Source organism: Flagellimonas allohymeniacidonis (assembly GCF_004296335.1).
Classification (GTDB): Bacteria; Bacteroidota; Bacteroidia; order Flavobacteriales; family Flavobacteriaceae; genus Flagellimonas; species Flagellimonas allohymeniacidonis.
In genome coordinates this window covers 494,818-517,583 of the sequence record NZ_SGIU01000001.1, presented here as the reverse complement: position 1 = coordinate 517,583, position 22,766 = coordinate 494,818, and the positions used below count along the sequence as shown (strand labels likewise).

The following is a 22,766-nucleotide window of genomic DNA, read 5'->3' as shown; positions in this document are numbered from 1 at the left end:
TAAAGGGGCTTTTTTATGGGTGGAAGACCGGGTTCGAACCGGCGACCTCTGGAACCACAATCCAGCGCTCTAACCAACTGAGCTACAACCACCATTTAAAGCGGACGCAAAGGTAAATGTTTTTCTTATTTCTATCAAAAGAAATCCATATTTCTGGCTGGACATCTGATCCATACAGACAATCTCAATTAAATTGATTGAGAGTATTGCCCTAAACTGAATTCAAAAACTATCAGTGTACGACGGTAAGCGCTACCCCAAGTAAAACTAAAAATTGGCATTATATCGATAAACAGCAGGTTTCATAACATCAAACATACATTTTTCCGCATTTCACAACATTAACTTACAGAATATTCCTATAGCATCTATTTTTATCCAATTATAGAAACAAGGTGTAGATGCCCCAAATCACTAAAACAAATCACCTACAACTTTTGCTAAGACGTGTCCTTGTTCTTGGTATGATGGTTCTTTTTACCCTTCCGACCATCTCCCAAAAAAGTAAGAGAGATAGTATCGCTTACCGATTGAAACGATTGGAATCTACCAATAGATTTAATGTTAAGGATACCACCCATATCGATTTGTTGGCCAATCTAGCCAGGGAATACCGCTTCATTAATAACGATAGTCTTTATAATATCTCAAAGAAAGTACTTGAGCTAAGTAGAGAGATTGGTTACAGCCTTGGTGAGATCAAAGCTTTGGAAGGGCTCGGTAATTACTACTCGGACCAAGGTGACCAGAACAAATCGTTAAGCTACTTCAAAAAAGCACTGCGTATTGCCAAAAAAGTAGGTGCTACAAAATGCGAACTCAGCATCATCAATGGGTTGGGTCATGATTATGCGTATATGGGCAACTACGCGGAAGCCCTTAACATTTATCTTCAGGGAATCGATTTGGCAAAACAAACGGAAAACAAGCACATGTTGTCCATTTTAAATGAGAACATTGCCGCTTTGTACGCCGATCAGAAAGACTTTAAAAATGCCCTTATCTTTTATGATAAGGTCCAGACCATCAATCAAGAAATTGGCAATGATATTATTAAGGCAGAAACCCACAGTAACATGGCCTCTTTGTATAAAGATGCCAAAAACTATGAGTTGGCCATGTTCAATATCAACAATAGCATCAACACTTTTGAAAAGCACAAGGTATACGATTGGTTGGCCTATGCTTATGAAGTAAAAGGAAGTATTTATTTGGAGCAAAAGAAATACCAATGGGCCCTATATTGGTATGATCAAAGTAGTATGCTCCATACACATCAATTGGATGATGATCGCGAGAAAATTCAGCTGATGAACGGTATGGCCAATGTATATCTCGGTCTAGACCGAGATAGCCTTTCTATGGTATTTGCCAACGAGGGATTCAGGCTATCGAAGAAAATAAAATCACTGCAAGGTCTTATTGATTGCTCAGAAACCCTATATAAACTACATAAAAAGGGAAATAAGAGCGAGGCGGCACTTTCTTATCTAGAAACTTTTAAAAAGCTTTCCGACTCCCTATCCAAGGATAAAAATCGCCAAAGTCTGGCGCTGCTCGAAACCAAATTGGAGTATCAGCAAGAAAAGCAAGAACTTATAGCCGCCAATGAAACCGCTTTGGCAAAGCAGAGAAATTACATCTACTTCTCTATCCTAGCCGTTTTGATTCTATGCACGGTTATCTTTATTATTCGTAGGAGCGAAAACATTCAGAAGAAGTTGAATAGAGAATTGAAAGAGAAGTCAAAAGTAGTTAGCGAACGCGAAACGCAACTCAACGAAATAAATAGAACCAAAACCAAGTTGTTGTCCATTATTGGACATGACCTAAGAGGACCGATTGGAGGCTTACAAGGTATCTTAAAACTTTTTACTCAAGGAGAAATCAGTAAAACCGAATTCTTATCATTCATTCCCAAGCTTCGGAATGATGTGGAAAATATTTCCTTTGCGCTCAACAATCTTCTTTCTTGGGGTCAAACCCAATTGAATGGGGTTGTTACCAAACCCAAACGCATCTACATGGAAAAATTGGTTACCGGAAATATTCAATTGCTATCGGAAGTGGCGGCAGGAAAATCAATCAAAATTATTAATCAACTGCCTGAAAGTGTCCCCATTTGGGCCGATCAAAATCAGATTGATATTGTTGTGCGGAACATACTGAGCAACGCCATAAAATTTACTCCAGAAGACGGTTTGATTACCATTGAAGCCCAAGAAAAAGATCGATCATGGCAAATTATGATTCGGGACACAGGGATTGGCATGAACAAGGAAATCCAGAAAAAGATATTTGCGGAAAGCAACAATATCACCACGTATGGCACCAATAATGAACGTGGTACCGGACTTGGTTTATCACTCTGCAAAGAGATGATTCTAAAGAATCGCGGACAAATCTGGGTGGAGAGTACCTTAAGAAAAGGGTCTTCTTTCTATTTTACCTTGCCCAAAGCCGAAAAGAAATACCAACAAGCCAGCTGATCAAATCAGGCAATCCAAGTTGTCAACGGCAACAAAGCGTTCAACGGTAAAACCTTCAGCATAATCAACCCCGACCAATCTCCCAAGATCTCGAGCTCGGTAATTTATACTATCAATAAATGTTTTGCTGCTGATGGGTGTCTCTGGCTCGTCACTATTGGGGTCAAAAAACTGGGAACCATATGCCATGATGGCTTCTTCCTTTTTTCCGATAAAATCGGAAACGTCGACAACGAAATCGGGCTCTAGATTTTTCCATTGAATAAAATGATACACCAACTTGGGACGCCACGCCTCCTGCCATTCATCCTCCCCCTCCATCTTCGTATCAATTTTAACCAATCCACTTAAAAAACAGGCATCACTCACCAATTGACTTCCCCTGGCATGGTCAATATGTCGGTCATCAATAGCATTGCAAAGCACAATTTCAGGGCGATATTTTCTTACCATTTTTATGATTTCCAACTGATGGGCTTTGTCATTGCTAAAAAAACCATCGGCAAACTCCATGTTTTCCCTAATAGCTATTCCCAATATTTCTCCAGCCTTGGCAGATTCCTTATCTCGAATCTCAGCAGTCCCACGGGTTCCTAATTCGCCACGTGTCAAATCAATAATACCAACCTTTTTTCCTCTCGAAACCTCTTTGGCAATGGTACCTCCCGCTCCAAGTTCTGCGTCGTCTGGATGGGCACCAAACACTAGAATGTCCAATTTCATAAATGAATAATTATACCGGTAAAGAAACTGATTTTGTTTCGGATATGGCCTGTTCGATATCGCCTATCAAGTCCTCCAATTCTTCGATTCCCAATGAAAACCGAACCAACGAATCCTTTATACCCTGCTTTTCCCTGTCCTCTGGACTCATGAGGGCATGAGAGGTTTTCGCCGGGGAAATCATTGTACTTTCCAGTCCAGCTAAACTCATTGAGGGCTTTATCAGTCGAAGGTTTCTAAAAAAATGGGAAACATCAATTTCAGATTTGAGCTCGAAGGAAAGCATTCCTCCAAAGCCTTTCATTTGCGATTTGGCCAATTCATGTTCAGGATGGGTCTCTAGACCTGGATAATTGACAGCAGCAACATCGGGATTGGATACAAGATACTTGGCCATTAGAAGCGCATTCTCATTTTGAGCCTTTACCCTAAGTGCCATGGTTTTAATGCTCCGTTCCAACAACCAAACCGTATAATCACTTAAACTCCCACCAAAACAAATCGCCGTTTGGTAAATGCGATCCATATTTTCTTTAGATGAGGCGACAACGCCTGCACAGATATCAGAATGACCTCCCATGTATTTGGTGGCACTGTGCATTACCACATCGATACCAAAATCGATTGGGTTTTGATTGATGGGGCTCGCAAATGTATTATCAATCAACGTGAAAATGCCTTTTTCCTTGGCCAAATTAGCGACCCCTTTCATGTCGGTTATGGTCAAAAGTGGATTTGAAGGGGTTTCCAAATAAATCACTTTAGTGTTTGATTGAATCACTTCCTCGAAATCGACTACGTCCCAACCTTCTGTGAAAGTATAGGTAATCCCATATTTTTCAAGTTGGGTCACCGCAAAATTATAGGTTCCCCCATATAGGGTCTGCTGAAAGACAACATGGTCCCCAGCCTTCAAAAAAGCCATTAAAGCAGTACTAATGGCGGCCATTCCACTACCAAAAATCATGGCAGTCTCGGCATGTTCCAAGGCGGCCAGTTTTTTCCCCAACGCTTCTTGATTGGGCGTGTTGAAATATCTTGGGTACCTTTTTAGGTCAACATCCTCAAATGCATAGGAAGAACTCATGTACAAAGGAGAGGTCGCTCCCTTAAATAGCGTATCCTCTAAAGCACCTTCATGGGTACATAATGTATTCAAGCCTTTTTTCGTTTGACTCATGCCAATAAATTTTAGCTAAAGATACGAAACGGGCTATACTTGCACCTCTTTCCATTTTCCTTTTTTGAACCACACCATAGCAATTACAGCCAGCAATACTTCGGCCGAAGTAATCGCAATGAACACGCCTTTTGCACCCCATTCAAAGGTCAAGGCTGCCAAATAAGCAAACGGCAATTGATAGATCCAAAATGCCAAGAGGTTGATCTTTGTTGGGGTCTTGGTATCCCCTGCACCATTAAAGGCTTGGGTAACTACCATCCCGTAGGCATAAAAAACATAGCCTAGTGCAATTATTTGCAAGCAAAGCCCCCCATTTTCAACCACGCTGGGGTTGTCATTAAACAGTGAGATGATGTTGTCTGCGAAAAAGAAATAGATCACTGAGACAAGACCCATAAAATAGGCATTGTATTTTCCAGTTATCCAAACAGATGTTTCTGCCCTGTCGGGTTGTTTGGCGCCCAAGTTTTGTCCAACAAGGGTCGCGGCCGCATTGCTCATTCCCCATGAGGGCATCAAAGTAAAGAGTATCACCCGAATGGCAATGGTATACCCAGCAAGCACTTCGCTACCAAATTCGGACATGATGCGCATCAGGAAGACCCAACTTGAGGTACCAATCAAAAACTGGGCAATTCCACCTATGGAAACCTTTATAAGGTTGAGCATCACTTTGAAGTTCAACACCACATCCTTAAGCATGAGCTTAATACGGCTCCATCCAAAAAATAAAATCCCGATTTGAAACAATACTGCTGTTCCTCTTCCGATATTCGTGGCAATGGCTGCACCCATAACTCCATATTCAGGAATAGGGCCCAATCCAAAAATAAAAATGGGGTCCAGAATAATGTTCAGTCCGTTGGAAAGCACCAAAGTCCACATGGCAATAGAGGCATCCCCGGCACCTCTAAAAATGGCATTTATTAGAAAGAGAAGCATTATGGTCACATTACCCCCAATCAAAAATTGGGTATATCCATGTCCTTCGGCGATAAGGTCAGATTCAGCTCCCATCAGTCCCAGAATCTCCTTGGCATAAAAAATGCCGACTATACCAAAAACAATGGATATCAATATTCCAAGTGCAATAGCCTGTACTGCAGCCACTCGGGCCCCCGCTACATCTTCTTCTCCAATTCTTCGTGCTACCACTGCCGTTGCTGCCATGCTTAAACCAATGGCCAAGGCATACACCAGTGTAATCACCGATTCCGTTAAACCAATTGTAGCCACGGCATTTACGCTTACTTGGGAGACATAGGCAATGTCTACCAAGGCAAAAATGGATTCCATGAGCATTTCCAGAATCATGGGAATGGAAAGCATGAAAATGGCCTTACGAATGCTGCCCGAGGTAAAGTTGGATTCTTTGCCGGTTACCGCAATCCAGAAATAACTAAAGAATTTTTTAAGTGATGAAGTATGTGAGTTTGTCATTTTAAAAGAATTATGTTGCAAAAAAAAGAGAAGGTAGAGTCAACCTAAATGGAAAGTGTTCCACTTATTTTTTGGGCCTAAAGCCGGTGACATCTATGCTGTACATAATTCTTATAGCTTCATGATGGCACAAAGATGGGATTTTTTTTTGAACCACAAATAATTTCGAAATTATTTTATGTAATGTAAACGGTATCGCCAAAAACTGAAGCCACCTAAAATAAAGACCCCAAGAACGGTATACCATATAAACGAAGGGGTAATCACTTGGTCACCGCTGGCATAGCTATGAAGGCCAACTAAGTAGAAGTTTACTCCAAAATAGGTCATCATAATACTGGCAAAAGCAATGATGCTGGCAAAGCTAAAGGTCCATTTGCCCCGCAAGCCAGGTACCAATCTCATATGGAGAACAAAGGCATATATCATAATGGAAATCAACGCCCAGGTTTCCTTAGGGTCCCATCCCCAATAGCGTCCCCAACTTTCATTGGCCCACTGCCCCCCCAAAAAGTTTCCTATGGTGAGCATGACCAATCCGACGGTAAGTGTAAGTTCGTTGATGGTGACCAACTCGCGTAGATTGAGCTCCATCCGTTTTTTATTCTTTTTGGTAGTCAGAAGAATCAATAAAAGAGAAACAACACCTAAAATCATTCCTACCGTTAGAGGACCATAGCTTCCCACGATAACCGCAACGTGAATCATCAACCAATAACTATCCAAGACAGGAACCAAATTGGCAATGGAGGGATCAACCCAACTTTGATGGGCAATCCATAGTAACATGGAGGTTACAAAACCGCTTGCCGCTATGGTCAATTCGCTTTTTCGCCCAAAGGCCAGACCCATGGCCATGGTAGCCCATGATACATACAAAATACTTTCGTAGGCATCACTCCAAGGGGCATGCCCAGAAATGTACCACCGAAGAATAAGTCCGGCTGTATGCCAAATAAAGAAAATGATGAGTAGACCTTTCAGAAAATAAGCAGAAACAGTCCAAATCTCACGGTCTTTGAAAATTCTAAACACCAAAACGAGAAATAACAACACTCCTACCAAAGCGTAGTACTTATAAAGCCGGTTGAAGATGTCCAATTTGTTATAAAGAATTTCTGTTTTTATTTTTTGCTCAGTGGGTAAAACTTCGCTCCCGTGGTTTTGTTGGTTTTGCTTGAACGCTTCAAGTAATTTATCAGGCTGGGAATAGTCACCGGTTGCAATGGCCTTCTGTAAAGAGCCCAAATAAAAAGGAACGGCATTGCGAATAAAATTGGAGTACAACGAATCAGACACCTGATATTGTCCTCCACGATACTCGATGGCCGAAATCCACTTGTTGTTCTCATCGTTCAAAAGCGGAAATATTTTAACAATCTGTCCGCTAAGGGCAATGTTCAATAAACTCAGCCGCTCCCCTACCTTTTTAAAATCACTTTCAAATTTGGACGGATTTGTTGTTGAGGTGGCCTTTTCCAAATAAGGTTGGAGTTTGTACCCCCCTTTTTCGTCAAAAAAATCGGTGGCCTTTACAAATTCTGTTCCTGAAGGGACATCTATAATCTTTCGTATACTATCATTTTCACGCTTGGCCAAAGCAACGAATTCCGTGTTGTACCACACCCCAGGATTCATCATCATAGAAAGAAAAACCTGATTGGCATCGAGATTTTTGTAGGTATTCTTTCCACTTATTTTTCGCAACACTTCGGAGGCGAAGGTGTGAATGGGTTTCATCCTTCCTCCCTCGTCCTGGATTACTAAAGCCCCAAATCGTTCCGCATGTTCTTTGGAAACCACGGTGGTCTGAATTAGGGAATCAACCTGCTCCTGGGTTGGAAGAACATTATGCAGATGGTCATCCGCTGGCTGTTCTTGTCCAAATGTTGAAAAAACTCCAAAAACAAATAGTCCTATGGTCAATGCGGCTTTCTGCTTCCGAATTTTCTCCAATGACTTTGCTAATTCTTTAAAACGTGTTTTACCGGAAAACATCAGTCCCATAAGGCCTATATACAACAAAAAATACCCGATATACGTAATCCAGGTGCCCCAAAAATCATGGTTTACCGAAAGGACTGTACCTTTTTCATCAGGATGAAAACTAGATTGAAAAAAACGATATCCCCGATGATCCAATACATGGTTCATATAGATGTCATAGTCAAAAGGCCTTTGGTCATTGACCGTAATCTTGCTCATGAATGAAGCATAGCCCGTTTCCGTGCCGGGGTACTTTTCCGCAATAAAATCGTTGAGTTGAATGGCAAAGGGTAACTCATGAATCTTTGACCCGTAGCTCAGAGAAAAGTCCAATCCCGCGACATTGACTTTATCTGAAAAATCAGAACTCCCCTTGCCACCCAATAGCTTGATTTCCTGAGTTTCTCCATTCGCCGAAATGGCAACGACCAAAGCATCTTGCGTAGCCTCTGTAATTTCATCTTCCGCAACTTTGACCACTCCATATTTTCCTTTGGTCAAAGGTTCTGGAATTACAAATTGCATTCCCGCCATGGTATATAAAGATCTCAACTGCAGAATCTGTAAACTGTCGTTGACCACTTCCCCTTGAAACTGGTCTGCCATTCGAATAAACCTTCCTTCAAAAGGAGATTTGATTTTGAACCCTTCTTCATCAAAAAAGATATTTATGGCTCCTTGCGTTTCCTTGTTCAGGGCAAAAAGAACATTATGGATACTTGCGACCTGACCATCTTCCAAATAGTGCTCGTGTCGCTCTCCGTCACCCGCTTCAACGATTTTTAAGTATTCCTTTCCATTTTCATCAGGAATCAATCCTTCCTCTGCCCCACGAATGAAATCCACATAGGAAATAGTGAAAGGCTGACCATTGAAATCAGATTTCCATGGAAGGCTGGCGCGTTTGCCTTCAGAAGTAACCAAGATGTCATCTTCCAAAACCCTTCTTTTGGTTTCACCATTGATGTCCCCATCTACAAAAGCGGTGAGATAGGTTTTATCGGAATAAAAACGGCTTTCCGCATTTCCTTCCCGTATCGGCATAATGCCTTCATAACTAATATATCGGGTTACAAAGGCCCCTAGTATGATTAAAATCCAAGAAAGGTGTAAAGTGAGAATGGGCCATTTGTTCCAGGCCAAAAGCTTATACCGAAAGATATTGCCAACAAAGTTGATTACAAAAAACACCATAATGGCCTCAAACCAAGTGGCGTTGTAGATATAAATGCGTGCAGTTTCAGTACTGTACCAAGTTTCCACAAAAGTACCTATTGCCATTGCTGCAGCGAAAAGAAGGAAAAGAACTGCCATCAATTTGGTGGAGAAGAGTGTTTTCTTCAAAATATCGACCATAGGTACACGCTGTTTTCGGCTCGCAAAATTACTACCTTTTTGGCAGTTTCTTATGTAGATTAAAGTGGAAAAGCTTAAACAGATTTGTTAATTATTTTAAAAAGCGGCTTGGGTTAAATTTGTAGTTTTGATCATGCTTTCGGTAGTGCTTATTGGTACAGGAAATGTAGCCCATCATCTTTTTCGTGCGTTTCAAACAACCGATGTGGTCGAAATAGTACAGGTGTTTGGACGCGATGAGGGTAGCCTTAACTCATTTTTGGGCGAAGTTGAAATCGCTTCGGACTTCGACGCTATCAAAGACGCCGATGTATACCTTTTGGCAGTTTCTGATAAGGCTATCGGTACAATTTCCGAAAAACTTAAATACAAAACAGGGCTAGTGGCCCATACCTCGGGAGCGACAGACATGAACTTGATTTTATCCCAAAATCGAGGTGTTTTTTATCCATTACAGACATTTTCCAAAGACAGGAATGTAGATTTTGTAGGAATTCCCATTTGTGTTGAAGCTGAAAACCGAGAGGGTGTTGAAATTTTGGAGAAACTCGGACAGGCCATTTCCAATCAAGTTTTTGAAATTGATTCACACCAACGAAAAAAATTGCATCTCGCTGCTGTTTTTGTGAATAACTTTACCAATCACTTATACCAAATTGGTGCCGAAATTTGCAAAGAAGAAGGGCTCCCTTTCGACATTTTGAAACCTTTAGTTTTAGAAACAGCACAAAAAGTAATGGATTTATCACCTTTGGAAGCACAAACTGGACCTGCAAAACGTGGAGATAACGAGAGTATAAAAGCACATTTGGAATTATTGAAAGATAAAAATCAAACCGAACTTTATGCCTTGCTCAGTAAGGCGATAAAAAAAACCTATGAAGAAAAACTATAAAGAACTGCTCAACGATATTACCACCTTCATCTTTGATGTGGATGGGGTTTTTACCGATGGTTCGGTTTTGGTGACCACCAAAGGTGAAATGTTGCGAAGAATGAACGTAAAAGATGGTTATGCCCTAAAGACTGCCCTGCAGAAAGGGTACAATGTCTGTGTTATTTCCGGTGGAACCAATCCTGGTGTAAAAGAACGGTTACAAGGGCTCGGTGTGACCGATATCTATTTAGGGGCACACCATAAGCAAGAGCCTTTGGAAGAGTATCTCGATGTACACAACATTGACCCAAAAAACGTAGTCTATATGGGGGACGACCTTCCGGACATTCCACCTATGAAAATGGTGGCTTTGGCCACATCACCCCAAAACGCTGTCGCCGAGGTAAAGGCAATTTCCGATTACGTATCCCATAAAAATGGTGGTGACGGTTGCGTACGGGACATCATCGAACAAGTGCTGAAAGTAAGAGGGCACTGGAATGATAACTTCAGCGCCAAAAATGACTAGATCCCACGCCCTAGCCCAAAAACTAAGTGATTACACGCTTATTTTGGGTTCTGGTTCTCCGAGAAGGAAGAAATTTCTGGAAGAGATGGGGTTAGAATTCGAGGTGCGTAAAAAATCCGTGGATGAGGTTTATCCCGCAGGGTTCAAAAGTGAAGAAATCTCAAGATACTTGGCCGAGCTAAAAGCAGTCCCATTCCAATCAGAATTGGAAGAAAATGAGATTCTACTAACCTCAGATACGGTGGTTTGGCATAAAAATAAATCCTTGGCCAAGGCCAATAATAAAGAGGAAGCCATCGAAATGCTCAAAGTTCTTTCCGGAGATTGGCATGAGGTGATAACATCGGTATGCTTTACAACAAGAAATGGTCAAAAAACCGTTTCAGAGACAACACGGGTAAAGTTCAAAGAATTTACCAATGAGGAACTGGCCTATTATGTGGAAAAATGTAAGCCTTTTGATAAGGCCGGAGCTTATGGCATTCAAGAATGGCTTGGAATGATTGGCATTTCCAAGATTGAAGGTTCCTATACCAATGTAGTTGGATTACCCACCCATCTCGTTTACAAAACGTTAATGGACATGGTTTCTTGAGGTGGGATGCGTAATTTTATAGAAATCTCTTTTATCATGAAAACTTCTACCCTTCTACCTATCATTATCTTTTCCACCACCCTTTTTTTGGGAGCATGCATGGGCAAAACAGCAGACTCCAGCAAAGAAATGGCTCTCAATAATGAGATTGTTGCGAATGAAAAGGCAGAAGTTGCAGCCAAAAAACCACTATCACAAGATTTTAAAAAATATTGGTATGCCGGAAATGCAGAAATCACGTCCTACGAACTCGAACAAGCCCGATATGGCGAACTAAGACAAGGTACTTCCGTATTGATTTACGTGACTGAACCCTTTCTCTCACAAAAACAGGTAAAGGCCGACAGGAACAATGCAACAAATATTCCTGTTCTTAAACTAAACGCTACTAAAAAATATTTGACGGGCATTTATCCATATTCGGTGATGTCCAGCACCTTCTACCCCGTTTATGACAACCAACATGCCATAAAGACGAGCTTATCCATGCAGGAATGGTGTGGGCACGTGTATTCTCAGCTCAATAATAGAGATGCTTTTGAATTTATGTCGCACTCCTATTTTGAATCTGAGGCAGACCAAGAATTTAAGCTTGAAAAAGAGGTTCTCGAAAATGAGATTTGGACCAAAATCAGAATTGATCCCAACGATCTACCGGAAGGAGAATTCAAAATGATTCCTTCTTTGGAATATGTGCGATTGAGACATACAGAGTTAAAAGCTTACGATGTTACCGCTTCGCTCACCAAACAGAACGGTCTGTCAACATATTCCATCACCTACCCTCAGTTGGAACGTACACTACGCATCAACTTTGATTCCAATTTTCCGCATAGCATAGAAAGTTGGACAGAAGAATTCCGTAGCGGATTTGGACCCAATGCCAAGGTAATGACGACAAGTGCCAAAAAATTAAAGTCCCTAAAATCTGCATATTGGGGTCAAAACGGAAATGATGATCTTGTTCTTAGGGATAGCCTGGGGCTTTGATTCACATAACTTTTCAAGGCACTCTGGCAGAATCGCCCCTTGTTAAAGATGTTCTAAATACCATTCAGCCTGGTACGAATCTTTCTATATTTGGTCAACCGCTAAAAACTTACCAATGCACAACTTCTGGATAAGAACGTTGACAGTTGTATTCATCGTTTCCAATTCGCTAGCACAGAAGCCTCAAAAACCTACCTCAACCGAGATTCATCACAGTATCAAAAAATTAAATTTTTTAGGTACTGCGCTTTATGTGGCTGCCCATCCTGACGATGAAAATACACGCCTTATTTCCTATTTATCCAATCATGATAAAGCGCGTACCGCTTACCTGTCACTAACCAGAGGTGATGGGGGACAAAATCTAATAGGAGCTGAATTACGGGAATTGCTAGGTGTTTTAAGAACCCAGGAACTTCAGGCTGCTCGACGTGTGGACGGCGGGGAGCAATGGTTTACCAGGGCCAACGATTTTGGTTATTCGAAGCATCCGAATGAGACCTTAAAAATTTGGGACAAAGAGAAGGTACTTGGTGATGTGGTTTGGGCCATTCGCAATTTAAAACCTGATATTATTATCAATCGGTTTGATCATAGGACCCCTGGGTCCACGCATGGTCATCATACCACATCTGCCATGCTAAGCGTGGAGGCTTACGATTTGGCAAATGACCCTAAAGCCTATCCGGAGCAATTGGAACACGCAGGGGTATGGCAGCCCAAACGTACATTCTTTAATACCTCTTGGTGGTTTTATGGTAGCCGGGAAAATTTCGAGAAAGCGGATAAATCCAATTTGGTCAAGCTAGATGTTGGTGTATACTATCCTGAATTGGGACTTTCCAACAATGAAATTGCCTCAATTGCCAGTAGTCAACACTTATGTCAAGGATTTGGTCGCTTGACCACGCGCGGTAGCCAGGACGAGTATGTGGAGCTTTTGAAAGGAAGTTTGCCTTCTGGGCCTAACCTTTTTGAAGGAATCGACACAAGTTGGTCACGGATTGAAGGTGGAAAAGCGATTGGCGATATCCTGTATGCTATAGAAAACGATTTTGATTTTGAGAATCCGTCCAAACATGTTCCTGATTTGGTAAAGGCCTATCAACTTTTGCAACAAACCAGGGATGAGCACTGGAAAACATTGAAGTCAGAAGAATTGAAATCCATCATTCTTGCCTGTGCCGGTCTTTATCTTGAGGTCAGTGCTGAATCTTCCTCCACGACTCCAGGGAATACATCTAAGCTCAATATTGAAGTATTGAATCGCAGTAATTTGGATGTGGTTCTGCATACCGTGCAAATCGATGGTACAACTAATGCCCTTTCTCCTGAATTGGCTTTGGCCGAAAACAAAAAAGAAAATTTGACCTTGGATTTAGATGTTTCCAATTCCCAGTCAACATCAGACCCCTATTGGTTGAAAGAACCCTGGAGCTTGGGAATGTATAAGGTCGCTGATCAAAAAATGATTGGAAAAGCAGAAAATCCCAGTGCTTTTTCGGCTTTGTTCACCCTTTCATTTGAGGGAGTTAGCATTTCCTTTATGAAACCAGTGATTCGTCGATTTTCCAAACCTGATCAAGGAGAGCTTTATGAGCCTTTTGAAGTTTTACCTGAAGTGACCACCGAGATTGTTGATAAGGTGTTGATTTTCGCCAGCCCGGAAGCAAAAAACATTTCTGTCCATGTTAAAGCTGGTAAGGACGGTGTCTCTGGAAGCCTTGAGTTAGGTCACCCTGAAGGTTGGACCATCCTACCGGAAAGTATTCCCTTTTCTATTGAAAAGAAAGGTGAGGAACAAACGTTGGTCTTTCAGGTAACTCCTCCGGTTGGAGATCACGAGGGCTATATCAAACCCAAGGCCACCATCAATGGGAATGTATATGACAAAGAATTGGTGGAAATAGAATACAACCACGTACCAAAGCAGTCGATTCTATTGCCTTCAAAAGCCAAGGTCGTTCGCATGAATATTCAGAAAACGGGAGAACATATAGGGTACATTGTTGGCGCCGGTGACAAGGTCCCCGAAAGCTTGGAGCAAATCGGGTATCAGGTCCATATTGTTGATCCCAACTCCATTCAAGCGGGAACATTGGCTAAGTATGATGCCGTGGTGGTTGGTATTCGAGCGTACAACGTGGTGGAACAGCTCAAATTTAAGCAACCTTTCCTCATGGAATATGTGGAGAATGGAGGAAATTTAATTGTACAGTACAATACGGCTGGAAGGTGGCGAAAGCAATTTGAGAATATCGCTCCTTACGAGCTGACCGTATCACGCGATAGAGTGACCGACGAAAACGCTGACGTTCGCATATTGGCAAAAGATCACTCTCTAGTCAACTTTCCCAATAAAATAGAAGAAAAAGATTTTGAAGGCTGGGTACAAGAACGGGGCCTTTACTTCCCAAACCAATGGGCACCTGAATTCACGCCCATTTTGTCCATGAATGACGAAGGCGAAACACCAAAGGATGGAGCGCTTCTGGTCGCTCCGCATGGCCAAGGAAACTATATTTACACCGGTTTGAGTTTTTTCAGGGAGTTGCCCGAAGGGGTTTCAGGCGCTTTCAAACTCTTCGCTAACATGCTTTCCGTAGGAAAAAGCGAAGTAAAATCAGAAAGCAACATAAAGGGATAATATGGAGAACAAATTTCATTGGAAAAAAGAATATACCCTGGTTGTTATACTCAATATCCTATATATCGCTTCGTTCTATTACATCATGATCTCAAATAACTAACCGACAGCATGGGTTTACTGGATTGGATTGTTCTTGGAAGCACCCTATTTTTTATTGTGGCTTACGGAGTTTGGAAGACCCGTGGCAGTAAAAATGTGGATGATTATGTTTTCGGAGGGCACGACGCCAAATGGTGGACAATTGGTCTTTCGGTAATGGCCACCCAGGCAAGTGCGATTACCTTTCTTTCCACTCCTGGTCAAGCATTTCATGATGGTATGGGCTTTGTCCAATTTTATTTTGGTCTTCCGTTGGCCATGATATTTATCTGCGTGGTGTTCATTCCCATCTATAGAAAGCTAAATGTCTTTACTGCATATGAAATGTTGGAAGGCCGTTTTGACCTTAAAACGAGAACGCTAACCGCCATTTTATTTTTGGTACAGCGCGGTTTGGCTGCGGGAATAACCATTTTTGCACCTTCGATAATATTATCTGCTGTTTTGGGATGGGATTTGCGAACCCTGAACATCATCATTGGCATCTTGGTAATCATTTACACAGTTTCAGGAGGGACCAAAGCGGTAAGCATGACACAAAAGCAGCAAATGTTTATCATTATGGTGGGGATGTTCTTTGCTTTTTTCTTTATCCTAGGCTCGTTGCCTACCGGTGTTTCTTTTGGGGAAGCCCTAAAAATTGCTGGGGCCAATGACAAGCTCAAAATCTTGGATTTTAGCCTCGACACCAACAATCGGTATACCTTTTGGAGCGGAATTACGGGAGGTTTCTTTTTGGCCTTAGCGTATTTCGGAACTGATCAAAGTCAGGTGCAACGTTATCTTTCTGGAGAATCGGTTCGAGAAAGTCAGTTGGGACTTATTTTCAATGGTATTTTTAAGATTCCCATGCAGTTCTTCATCCTATTGGTTGGAGCCATGGTCTTTGTTTTTTACCAATACAATCCCTCTCCCTTAAATTTTAATCCCGCAGCCACCGAAGCGGTATTGAATTCGGAGTACAATGAGGAGTATAAATCTCTTGAGCAAGGGCACCTAACATTGGAACAAGAAAAGAAAATGGCCCAGTACGCCTTTTCAGCCGCGTTGGATTTAAAGGAATACAATAAGATTGCCCAAACCAAGGAAGATATTGCTAAAATAAACCAGAAAGAAAAAGCAAATAGGGAAGCAGCAAGAACACTTATTGCCCAAGCGGATGAATCCGTGGAAACCAATGACAAAGACTATGTCTTTATACATTTTATTTTAAACAATTTACCAACTGGCCTTATTGGCCTATTATTGGCCGTTATTTTATCTGCGGCCATGTCATCCACGGCATCAGAACTTAATGCCTTGGGCACTATCACAGCCCTCGATCTATACAAGCGAAATCAAAAAGAGGAAAAAGATGAAAAACATTACCTCCGAGCCACAAAAGCCTTTACCTTGCTTTGGGGTGTTTTGGCCATAATCATTGCCTGTGTCGCCAATTTGTTTGACAACCTAATTCAATTGGTTAATATCATTGGTTCCATTTTCTACGGTAATGTCCTTGGTATTTTCTTGATGGCATTTTTCTTCAAATTTGTGAAAGGTAACTCCGTGTTTCTGGCGGCTATAATCACTCAAATCATCGTAATTATTGGTTGGTATATGGACTGGATGTCTTACCTCTGGTTAAATGCCTTCGGATGTGTATTGGTCATACTTCTTGCCCTGCTCTTGGAGGTCTTTGATGGTTTTCTGAATAAGCCCCCTTTAAAGACATAAAAAAAGGCCCAGAAAGGGCCTTAATAATTTACAATGAAAGAGGGGGTTACAAAGCTCCCCACTCTTTTAAAGAATCCTTGTTCAATTTCACATAATCAGCATTGCCAGCACTTTCGGCAGCAGCAAGCGATTTTTTGGCAGCTTCGATAGCTCCTTGCTTATCGCCTAGTTTGGCATAGATCAAAGATTGCTTTCTCATTACCCAAAAAGCTTTATCATTCAGTGAAACTGCCTTGTCAATCCATTCTCTGGCTTTTTCCAAGTCTTTATCTTCATCAAAATAATAAGAGGCCGCAGCATAGTACTCATTGGCGCCGGGACCGGCCATCACTTGAGTGATGCTTTTTTCGGCCTTGGCCAAAGTCGGAACTTCAAATTTTACGCCGACATAAGCATTTTCCCATAGCATTCCCAGAGTCGCTCCATTGTTATGAAGGTCATCAATGGTCATGGTAAAGGTTTCAACAGGCATTGGCATTTGATAAACCTCAACAGTTGTCTTTGCAGCAACTTTGCTATCATCCCACTCACGGGGTGTACCCCAATTGTTAGTGTCTGCATAGAAAATAACTTCCCAAGAAGTCGCACCCGGTTTAGTGAAAATGGCGTAATCACCAGCTTTGAGGGTCTGGCCATCTACTGTAACTTCATCACTAAAACTAATGGTTGTGTTCTTGTTGGCACCCGTTCTCCAAAGAGCATCATAAGGAACCAAATTGCCAAAAATAGTCCTACCACGCATGGACGGCCTTGAATATTCTACCACAACTTCCGTTAAACCAACAGTTTGTTTAAGTTTAGAAGATGGGCTAGGTTGAGGAGTCTGTAACTGAGCATCCATAGAGAATGAAAGCAGAGCCACAAAAAGGAATAACGCTAGTTTTTTCATTTGAAAGTGTTTTAGATTTGTTAGTGAAACAAAACTAAAGATAAAGCAAGGGGTTGGCTGTTAACAAACCCTTAAAAGAGCCATGACCACAGTGTATGCTAAAATAAGTTTTGTTTAATGTTTTATGTTTTTCTTTAAACAATTTAAACTTATCTTTGTGAAAATTCCTTTAGTTCATGTATCAACTTCGTTCCCGACAAGTATTGCCCATCTCTAAAGCAGAGGCATGGGACTTCTTGTCCAGTCCAGAAAATTTAAAGGTCATCACTCCCGAACATATGGGTTTCCATATTTTGGATGGAGCCGATAGACCGATGTTTCCTGGTCAAATCATTCAATACATCGTTACCCCATTTCCATTTTTCTCGGTGAAATGGGTCACAGAAATCACCCATGTGGTCCAGAACGAATATTTCGTGGATGAACAACGGTTTGGTCCGTACGCATTGTGGCATCACAAGCATTTTATTAAGGAAGTTGATGGCGGTGTGGAAATGGAAGATATTGTTGACTACAAACTTCCTCTAGGATTCCTTGGAAGATTGATACATCCCATTTTGGTTAAGAAACAGTTGCGACAAATTTTTGAGTTTCGTGAAAAGAAACTTACCGAACTTTTTGGTGCCAAAGAGGGATACCCGACAAAATTGGAACTTAAAAACATCTAAATGAAAAAGAATATTTTATTGGTGGGTGGGTCCTATGGTATTGGGTTTGAGATAGCCAGGCAAATAATGGGCGAGTACAATGTTTTTATCGCTTCAAGAACCAAAGATGGTCTTGAAAATTTGAGCGTTACCCACTTGGTATTTGATGTAACTTCTGATGATATCTCTACCCTTGATTTGCCCGAAGAACTGCATGGGTTTGTATTTTGTCCGGGTTCAATCAATCTTAAGCCATTTAAGATGCTTGGGGAAGACGCTTTTCGGCAAGACATGGAAATTAACTTTTTCGGTTTGGTAAAGACTGTGAAAACAATTATTCCGAAAATGGCAGAAGGCTCAAGTATGGTGTTCTTTAGCACAGTCGCAGTGGGTACAGGCATGCCCTTTCATACCAGTGTCTCTGCTGCCAAAGGGGCGATTGAAGGTTTTGCCAGATCTTTGGCGGCCGAATATGCCCCAAAAATTAGAGTGAATACCATAGCTCCTTCCCTAGTTGACACTCCGCTAGCGGGCCGACTTTTGAGCAATGATAGGAAGAAGGAAATGATGTCACAGCGCCATCCCCTGAAACGAGTTGGAACGGCAAAGGACATTGCCAATATGGCCTCGTTTCTGCTTCGGCAAGAAAATAGCTGGGTAACTGGTCAGGTTATTGGAATAGATGGGGGAATGTCATCTTTGAACATTAGCTAGTGAAAGAAGTAGCGGTTTTTTGGTTCAGAAGGGATTTACGCCTCGAAGATAACGTGGGTTTTTATCATGCCTTGAAATCAGGATATCCAGTACTTCCCATTTTCATTTTTGATAGTAATATTCTTGAAGAACTCCCTAAAGACGATCCTCGGCTAAACTTCATTCATATGCAGCTTCAAAAAATGAATTTGGAGTTAAAACAGGATTTCCAAAGCGGTATAGCGATGTTCTCTGGCAATCCTCTTGGCGTTTTCAAGGAATTGGTCCCAAATTATACTGTCAAGGCCGTTTTCACCAATCATGATTATGAGCCCTATGCCTTAATGCGGGACCAAGAAATCGGTGATTTTCTTAACCAACAGTCAATAGATTTTAAAAGCTTCAAAGATCAAGTGATTTTCGAAAAAAATGAAGTGGTCAAAGATGATGGCAAGCCCTACGTCGTATACACCCCTTACAAAAACAAATGGAAAGAAGCCTTCAAACCTTCCGTCCATTTGGTCAACTACGATACCTATTCCTCGTTCGGGAATCTAATTAATGAAACGGAGCTTCCCAATCTAAATTTGGAAGATATTGGGTTTACCACATCAAACATAAAAGTACCTGATTTTGTAGTTACTCCAAATCTCATTGAAAATTATGAAGCCACACGAAATTTTCCTTCCAAGGATAAAGGCACCTCTCGGCTGGGACCCCATTTAAGGTTCGGGACGGTCTCCATTCGCCAAATTGTAAAGAAAGCAATCGCCGAAGAAAACGAGGTATTTTGGAGTGAATTGATTTGGCGTGAATTTTTTATGCAAATTTTATGGCATTTTCCCCATACGGTGAATAAGGCATTCAAACCCAAGTATGATCGTATTGCTTGGAGAAATAACGAGAAGGAGTTCGAGCTCTGGAAAAATGGAAAAACCGGATATGCTCTGGTGGATGCCGGTATGCGCGAGCTCAACTCTACTGGCTACATGCACAACAGGGTTCGAATGTTGGTGGCGAGCTTCCTTTGCAAACACTTGCTTATCGATTGGCGATGGGGTGAAGCCTATTTTGCTGAAAAACTACTGGATTACGAACAAGCGAGCAATGTGGGAAATTGGCAATGGGCCGCCGGTAGCGGTGTTGATGCTGCTCCCTATTTTCGAATCTTTAACCCAATGACCCAAGTTGACAAGTTTGACAAACAAAAAGAATACATCAACCAATGGGTTCCAGAACTTCAGGAGTTGGATTATCCCCAGAAAATGGTGGACCATAAAATGGCTCGCGAACGATGTCTTAAAGTGTATAAAGAGGCGGTGGGGTGAACCATTTTTAGTATTTTTAGTCTTCTATGAAATTTCTATTTCCGGCATTGCACAGACTAATTCAAATACACTAAAATGAAACAAACAATTCTTTTTCTTTTTGCCTGCTTCCTATGCATTTCGGTGTCGGGCCAAAAGCTGAACTCGAACAAAAAGGCGATAATCGCCTCTGTTGAAAAACATCAAGAAAATCTAATTAAAATCAGTGATTCTATTTGGGCATTGGCGGAAACCGCCTTTGACGAGCATCAATCCTCGAAAATACTTGCTGATTATGCTGAGAAAAATGGTTTTACTGTAGCGCGAGGTGTTGCTGGAATGCCAACGGCCTTCGTGGCCAGCTATGGTTCTGGCAGTCCGGTTATCAGTGTTTTAGGAGAGTTTGATGCCCTCCCGGGGATTTCACAAAAAGCGCAACCTACCAAAGAGGCTTTGAACGAAGGAGCTGCGGGCCACGGCTGTGGACACAATTTGTTTGGTGCCGGAAGCCTAGGAGCAGCTATTGCAGCAAAAGAGTTGATAGAGCAAGGAAAACTCAAGGGAACGGTCAAGTTCTTTGGCACACCCTCGGAAGAAAAGTTTTTTGGTAAAATATGGATGGTACGTGAAGGGCTCTGGAACGATGTTGATGTAAACCTAAGCTGGCACCCATCTGCTAAAATGAAGGCAGACGTGCAGAGCTCCTTGGCTCTGGTGGATTTTAAAGTGGAGTTTTTCGGTCAGGCAGCTCATGCATCCGCAGATCCGTGGAACGGTAGAAGTGCTTCGGACGCGTTGGAGTTGTACACCACAGGTATCAATTATTATCGTGAGCATGTAAAGCCTACTGTCCGAATTCACTATCATATTCAAGATGGTGGACAAGTGGTGAATGTAGTGCCCGACTATTCCAAAATATGGGTAAGGGTCCGCGATACAAAACGCAGTGGGATGATGCCGGTATATGAACAAGTTCAAAAAATGGCCGAAGGTGCGGCCATCATGGCCAATGTGGATTATAAAATCTCGCTCATTTCTGGTATTTATGAAGTATTGGTGAATCGTGCTGGAGGGGAAATCATGCAAAAGAATATGGAACTTTTAGGCCCCATTACCTATTCAGATGAAGAAATTGCCTTTGGGAAGAAAATTCAGGAGGTTACCGGAAAGCCCCAACTTGGAATGGATAGCAAAATCCTTCCTCTGGAAGAAACCAAGGAACACCCAGGGGGAGGTTCAACTGATGTAGGTGACGTTAGCTGGAATGTGGCCAATATTAATTTAGGGGTTACCACAGCACCAAAGGACACCCCATGGCACTCCTGGGCAGTTGTCGCGTGTGGGGGCATGAGCATTGGTCATAAAGGGATGGTCTATGCGGCCAAGGCGATGGGCATGACCATGGTTGACTTATTTGAAGATGACAAATTGGTTGAAAAGGTTAAAGCAGAATATATACAAAGAAAAGGGGATGAAGTCTATGAGGCCATAGTACCTGAGGGCCCACCCCCTATTGGTCAAAATTAAATCAAAACCATGTTTGGACTATTTAAGAAGAAGGGAGAATTGGAAAAATTGCAGGAGAAGTATCAAAAGCTCATGAAAGAGGCGTTTGAACTTTCCAAAATCAACAGAACAGAGAGCGATAACAAGTATGCCGAGGCAGACGATATCCAAAAAAGGATAGAAGCACTTTCCACAAAAGATTCTTAATGAAACGACTCATATTTTTATTTTTCCTATTTCTTGGACTCATAGGCCAAAGTCAAGAGAATCCCTTGGCATTTTTTGAGAATCTAATCGGGCGAACTTGGTTTGCCGAAGGTTCATGGGGTGATGGTTCTAAATTCAAACAAGAAATCAGGTTTCATTATGATCTGGGCAAAACTCTCGTATTGGCCGAATCCAAAGGCTACATCAACAAGGAACAAACGGAATACGGTCCTAGAAACCATGGGGTTCGTAAATACAACTCACAGACTGGGGAAATCGAGTTCTGGGAATTTGATGTTTTTGGTGGCAAAACTTCGGGAACTGTAACTTCGGAGGAAAAGAATATTCGATATACCTATTCGTATGGGGAATCAACTGTCACCGATATGTGGGAATATATAGATGACAATACCTATAATTTCAAGGTTGGGGATTATCAGGATGGTCAGTGGAAGCAGCTATATTTGCAAACGCAGTTTAGCGCTAAGCCCTTGGATAAACTAAATTTCCATTTTGATCATCAATCATTGGTAGTAACCAAATTGATGGAGACCGGAGATTTTTATAGGGACATATTCAATTTTGAAGAGATTCCCCATCCAGAAGGAAAGCCGGGCTTTCGATGGTTTTCCATGTTTGGTAATTCGCAACTCCATTTAATCAAAAAAGATATTGTTGAGTTCAAAAAAGACAAGAGTATCCATCTCTGTCTATCTGTTCAGAATTTGGAAGCATTTATCGAGCGATTAATAACCAAGGAAATAGATTTCTATGACTGGCCGGGTAACAAAGGTTCTGTTACTGACCGAGCAGATGGGGTGAAACAAATCTATATTCAAGATCCCGAAGGATATTGGATTGAAATCAATACGGCGGAACACTAG

The 22,766-nt window shown here is 41.7% G+C and carries 18 protein-coding genes and 1 tRNA gene; 13 read left to right on the top strand and 6 right to left on the bottom strand.

Features of this window, described 5'->3' with window-relative positions; genetic code table 11:
* Positions 1-17: 17 nt before the first annotated feature.
* Positions 18-93: transfer RNA gene (locus EW142_RS02215), tRNA-His, on the bottom strand.
* A 308-nt stretch (positions 94-401) separates the two neighbouring features.
* On the opposite strand from EW142_RS02215, the gene EW142_RS02210 reads away from it, so the two are divergent.
* Positions 402-2,489 carry a tetratricopeptide repeat-containing sensor histidine kinase gene (locus EW142_RS02210; RefSeq protein ID WP_130609034.1) on the top strand — a complete coding sequence of 696 codons (2,088 nt, stop codon included), beginning with the start codon at positions 402-404 and terminating at the stop codon, positions 2,487-2,489.
* On the opposite strand, the gene bshB1 is transcribed toward EW142_RS02210, so the two are convergent.
* From bshB1 to EW142_RS02190, 4 genes are all read right to left on the bottom strand, one after another.
* Positions 2,490-3,212, bottom strand: a complete 723-nt coding sequence (bshB1, locus tag EW142_RS02205) for a bacillithiol biosynthesis deacetylase BshB1 (protein ID WP_130609031.1) — start codon at positions 3,210-3,212, stop codon at positions 2,490-2,492.
* Positions 3,213-3,222: 10 nt separating this feature from the next.
* The gene (locus EW142_RS02200) at positions 3,223-4,392 is read right to left on the bottom strand and encodes a trans-sulfuration enzyme family protein (protein ID WP_130609028.1); all 1,170 of its coding nucleotides are present in this window, start codon (positions 4,390-4,392) and stop codon (positions 3,223-3,225) included.
* A gap of 33 nt (positions 4,393-4,425) precedes the next feature.
* Positions 4,426-5,835 carry an MATE family efflux transporter gene (locus EW142_RS02195; RefSeq protein ID WP_130609025.1) on the bottom strand — a complete coding sequence of 470 codons (1,410 nt, stop codon included), beginning with the start codon at positions 5,833-5,835 and terminating at the stop codon, positions 4,426-4,428.
* Positions 5,836-6,006: 171 nt separating this feature from the next.
* Entirely contained in the window at positions 6,007-9,177 is a 3,171-nt protein-coding gene (locus EW142_RS02190) for a cytochrome c biogenesis protein CcsA (protein WP_130609022.1), read from the bottom strand.
* Between the two features lie 133 nt (positions 9,178-9,310).
* Between EW142_RS02190 and EW142_RS02185 the strand changes: the two genes are divergently transcribed.
* The 6 genes from EW142_RS02185 (at position 9,311) to EW142_RS02160 (ending at position 16,633) form a co-directional block, all read left to right on the top strand.
* Positions 9,311-10,072: a Rossmann-like and DUF2520 domain-containing protein gene (locus EW142_RS02185; RefSeq protein WP_130609019.1), complete on the top strand. Its 762-nt coding sequence runs from the start codon at positions 9,311-9,313 to the stop codon at positions 10,070-10,072.
* On the top strand, positions 10,056-10,583 hold the full coding sequence (locus EW142_RS02180) for a KdsC family phosphatase (RefSeq protein ID WP_130609016.1): 528 nt from the start codon (positions 10,056-10,058) through the stop codon (positions 10,581-10,583). Before EW142_RS02185 ends, EW142_RS02180 begins: the two co-directional genes overlap by 17 nt.
* Positions 10,576-11,178, top strand: a complete 603-nt coding sequence (locus EW142_RS02175) for a Maf family nucleotide pyrophosphatase (protein ID WP_130609013.1) — start codon at positions 10,576-10,578, stop codon at positions 11,176-11,178. The genes EW142_RS02180 and EW142_RS02175 overlap by 8 nt, the downstream gene beginning before the upstream one ends.
* A 36-nt stretch (positions 11,179-11,214) precedes the next feature.
* Positions 11,215-12,168, top strand: a complete 954-nt coding sequence (locus EW142_RS02170; protein ID WP_130609010.1) for a septum formation inhibitor Maf — start codon at positions 11,215-11,217, stop codon at positions 12,166-12,168.
* Between the two features lie 115 nt (positions 12,169-12,283).
* On the top strand, positions 12,284-14,815 hold the full coding sequence (locus EW142_RS02165; protein ID WP_130609007.1) for a PIG-L family deacetylase: 2,532 nt from the start codon (positions 12,284-12,286) through the stop codon (positions 14,813-14,815).
* 111 nt (positions 14,816-14,926) lie between these two features.
* On the top strand, positions 14,927-16,633 hold the full coding sequence (locus EW142_RS02160; RefSeq protein WP_130609004.1) for a sodium:solute symporter family protein: 1,707 nt from the start codon (positions 14,927-14,929) through the stop codon (positions 16,631-16,633).
* Between the two features lie 46 nt (positions 16,634-16,679).
* Here the strand turns inward: EW142_RS02160 and EW142_RS02155 are convergent, their stop codons facing one another.
* A complete protein-coding gene (locus EW142_RS02155) occupies positions 16,680-17,522 on the bottom strand; it encodes a DUF2911 domain-containing protein (RefSeq protein ID WP_130609001.1) in 843 nt (280 codons plus the stop codon).
* A gap of 176 nt (positions 17,523-17,698) precedes the next feature.
* Between EW142_RS02155 and EW142_RS02150 the strand changes: the two genes are divergently transcribed.
* From EW142_RS02150 to EW142_RS16845, 6 genes are all read left to right on the top strand, one after another.
* A complete protein-coding gene (locus tag EW142_RS02150; RefSeq protein WP_130608998.1) occupies positions 17,699-18,190 on the top strand; it encodes an SRPBCC family protein in 492 nt (163 codons plus the stop codon).
* Positions 18,191-18,883, top strand: a complete 693-nt coding sequence (locus EW142_RS02145; RefSeq protein ID WP_130608995.1) for an SDR family NAD(P)-dependent oxidoreductase — start codon at positions 18,191-18,193, stop codon at positions 18,881-18,883.
* Positions 18,883-20,190: a cryptochrome/photolyase family protein gene (locus EW142_RS02140; RefSeq protein WP_130608992.1), complete on the top strand. Its 1,308-nt coding sequence runs from the start codon at positions 18,883-18,885 to the stop codon at positions 20,188-20,190. The genes EW142_RS02145 and EW142_RS02140 overlap by 1 nt, the downstream gene beginning before the upstream one ends.
* 75 nt (positions 20,191-20,265) lie before the next feature.
* On the top strand, positions 20,266-21,696 hold the full coding sequence (locus tag EW142_RS02135; protein WP_130608989.1) for an amidohydrolase: 1,431 nt from the start codon (positions 20,266-20,268) through the stop codon (positions 21,694-21,696).
* A gap of 9 nt (positions 21,697-21,705) precedes the next feature.
* Positions 21,706-21,882, top strand: coding sequence for a Lacal_2735 family protein (locus EW142_RS02130; RefSeq protein WP_130608986.1), 177 nt, complete (start codon positions 21,706-21,708; stop codon positions 21,880-21,882).
* Positions 21,882-22,766 (top strand): VOC family protein, encoded by an 885-nt coding sequence (locus tag EW142_RS16845; RefSeq protein ID WP_240740137.1) that lies wholly within the window; start codon positions 21,882-21,884, stop codon positions 22,764-22,766. Before EW142_RS02130 ends, EW142_RS16845 begins: the two co-directional genes overlap by 1 nt.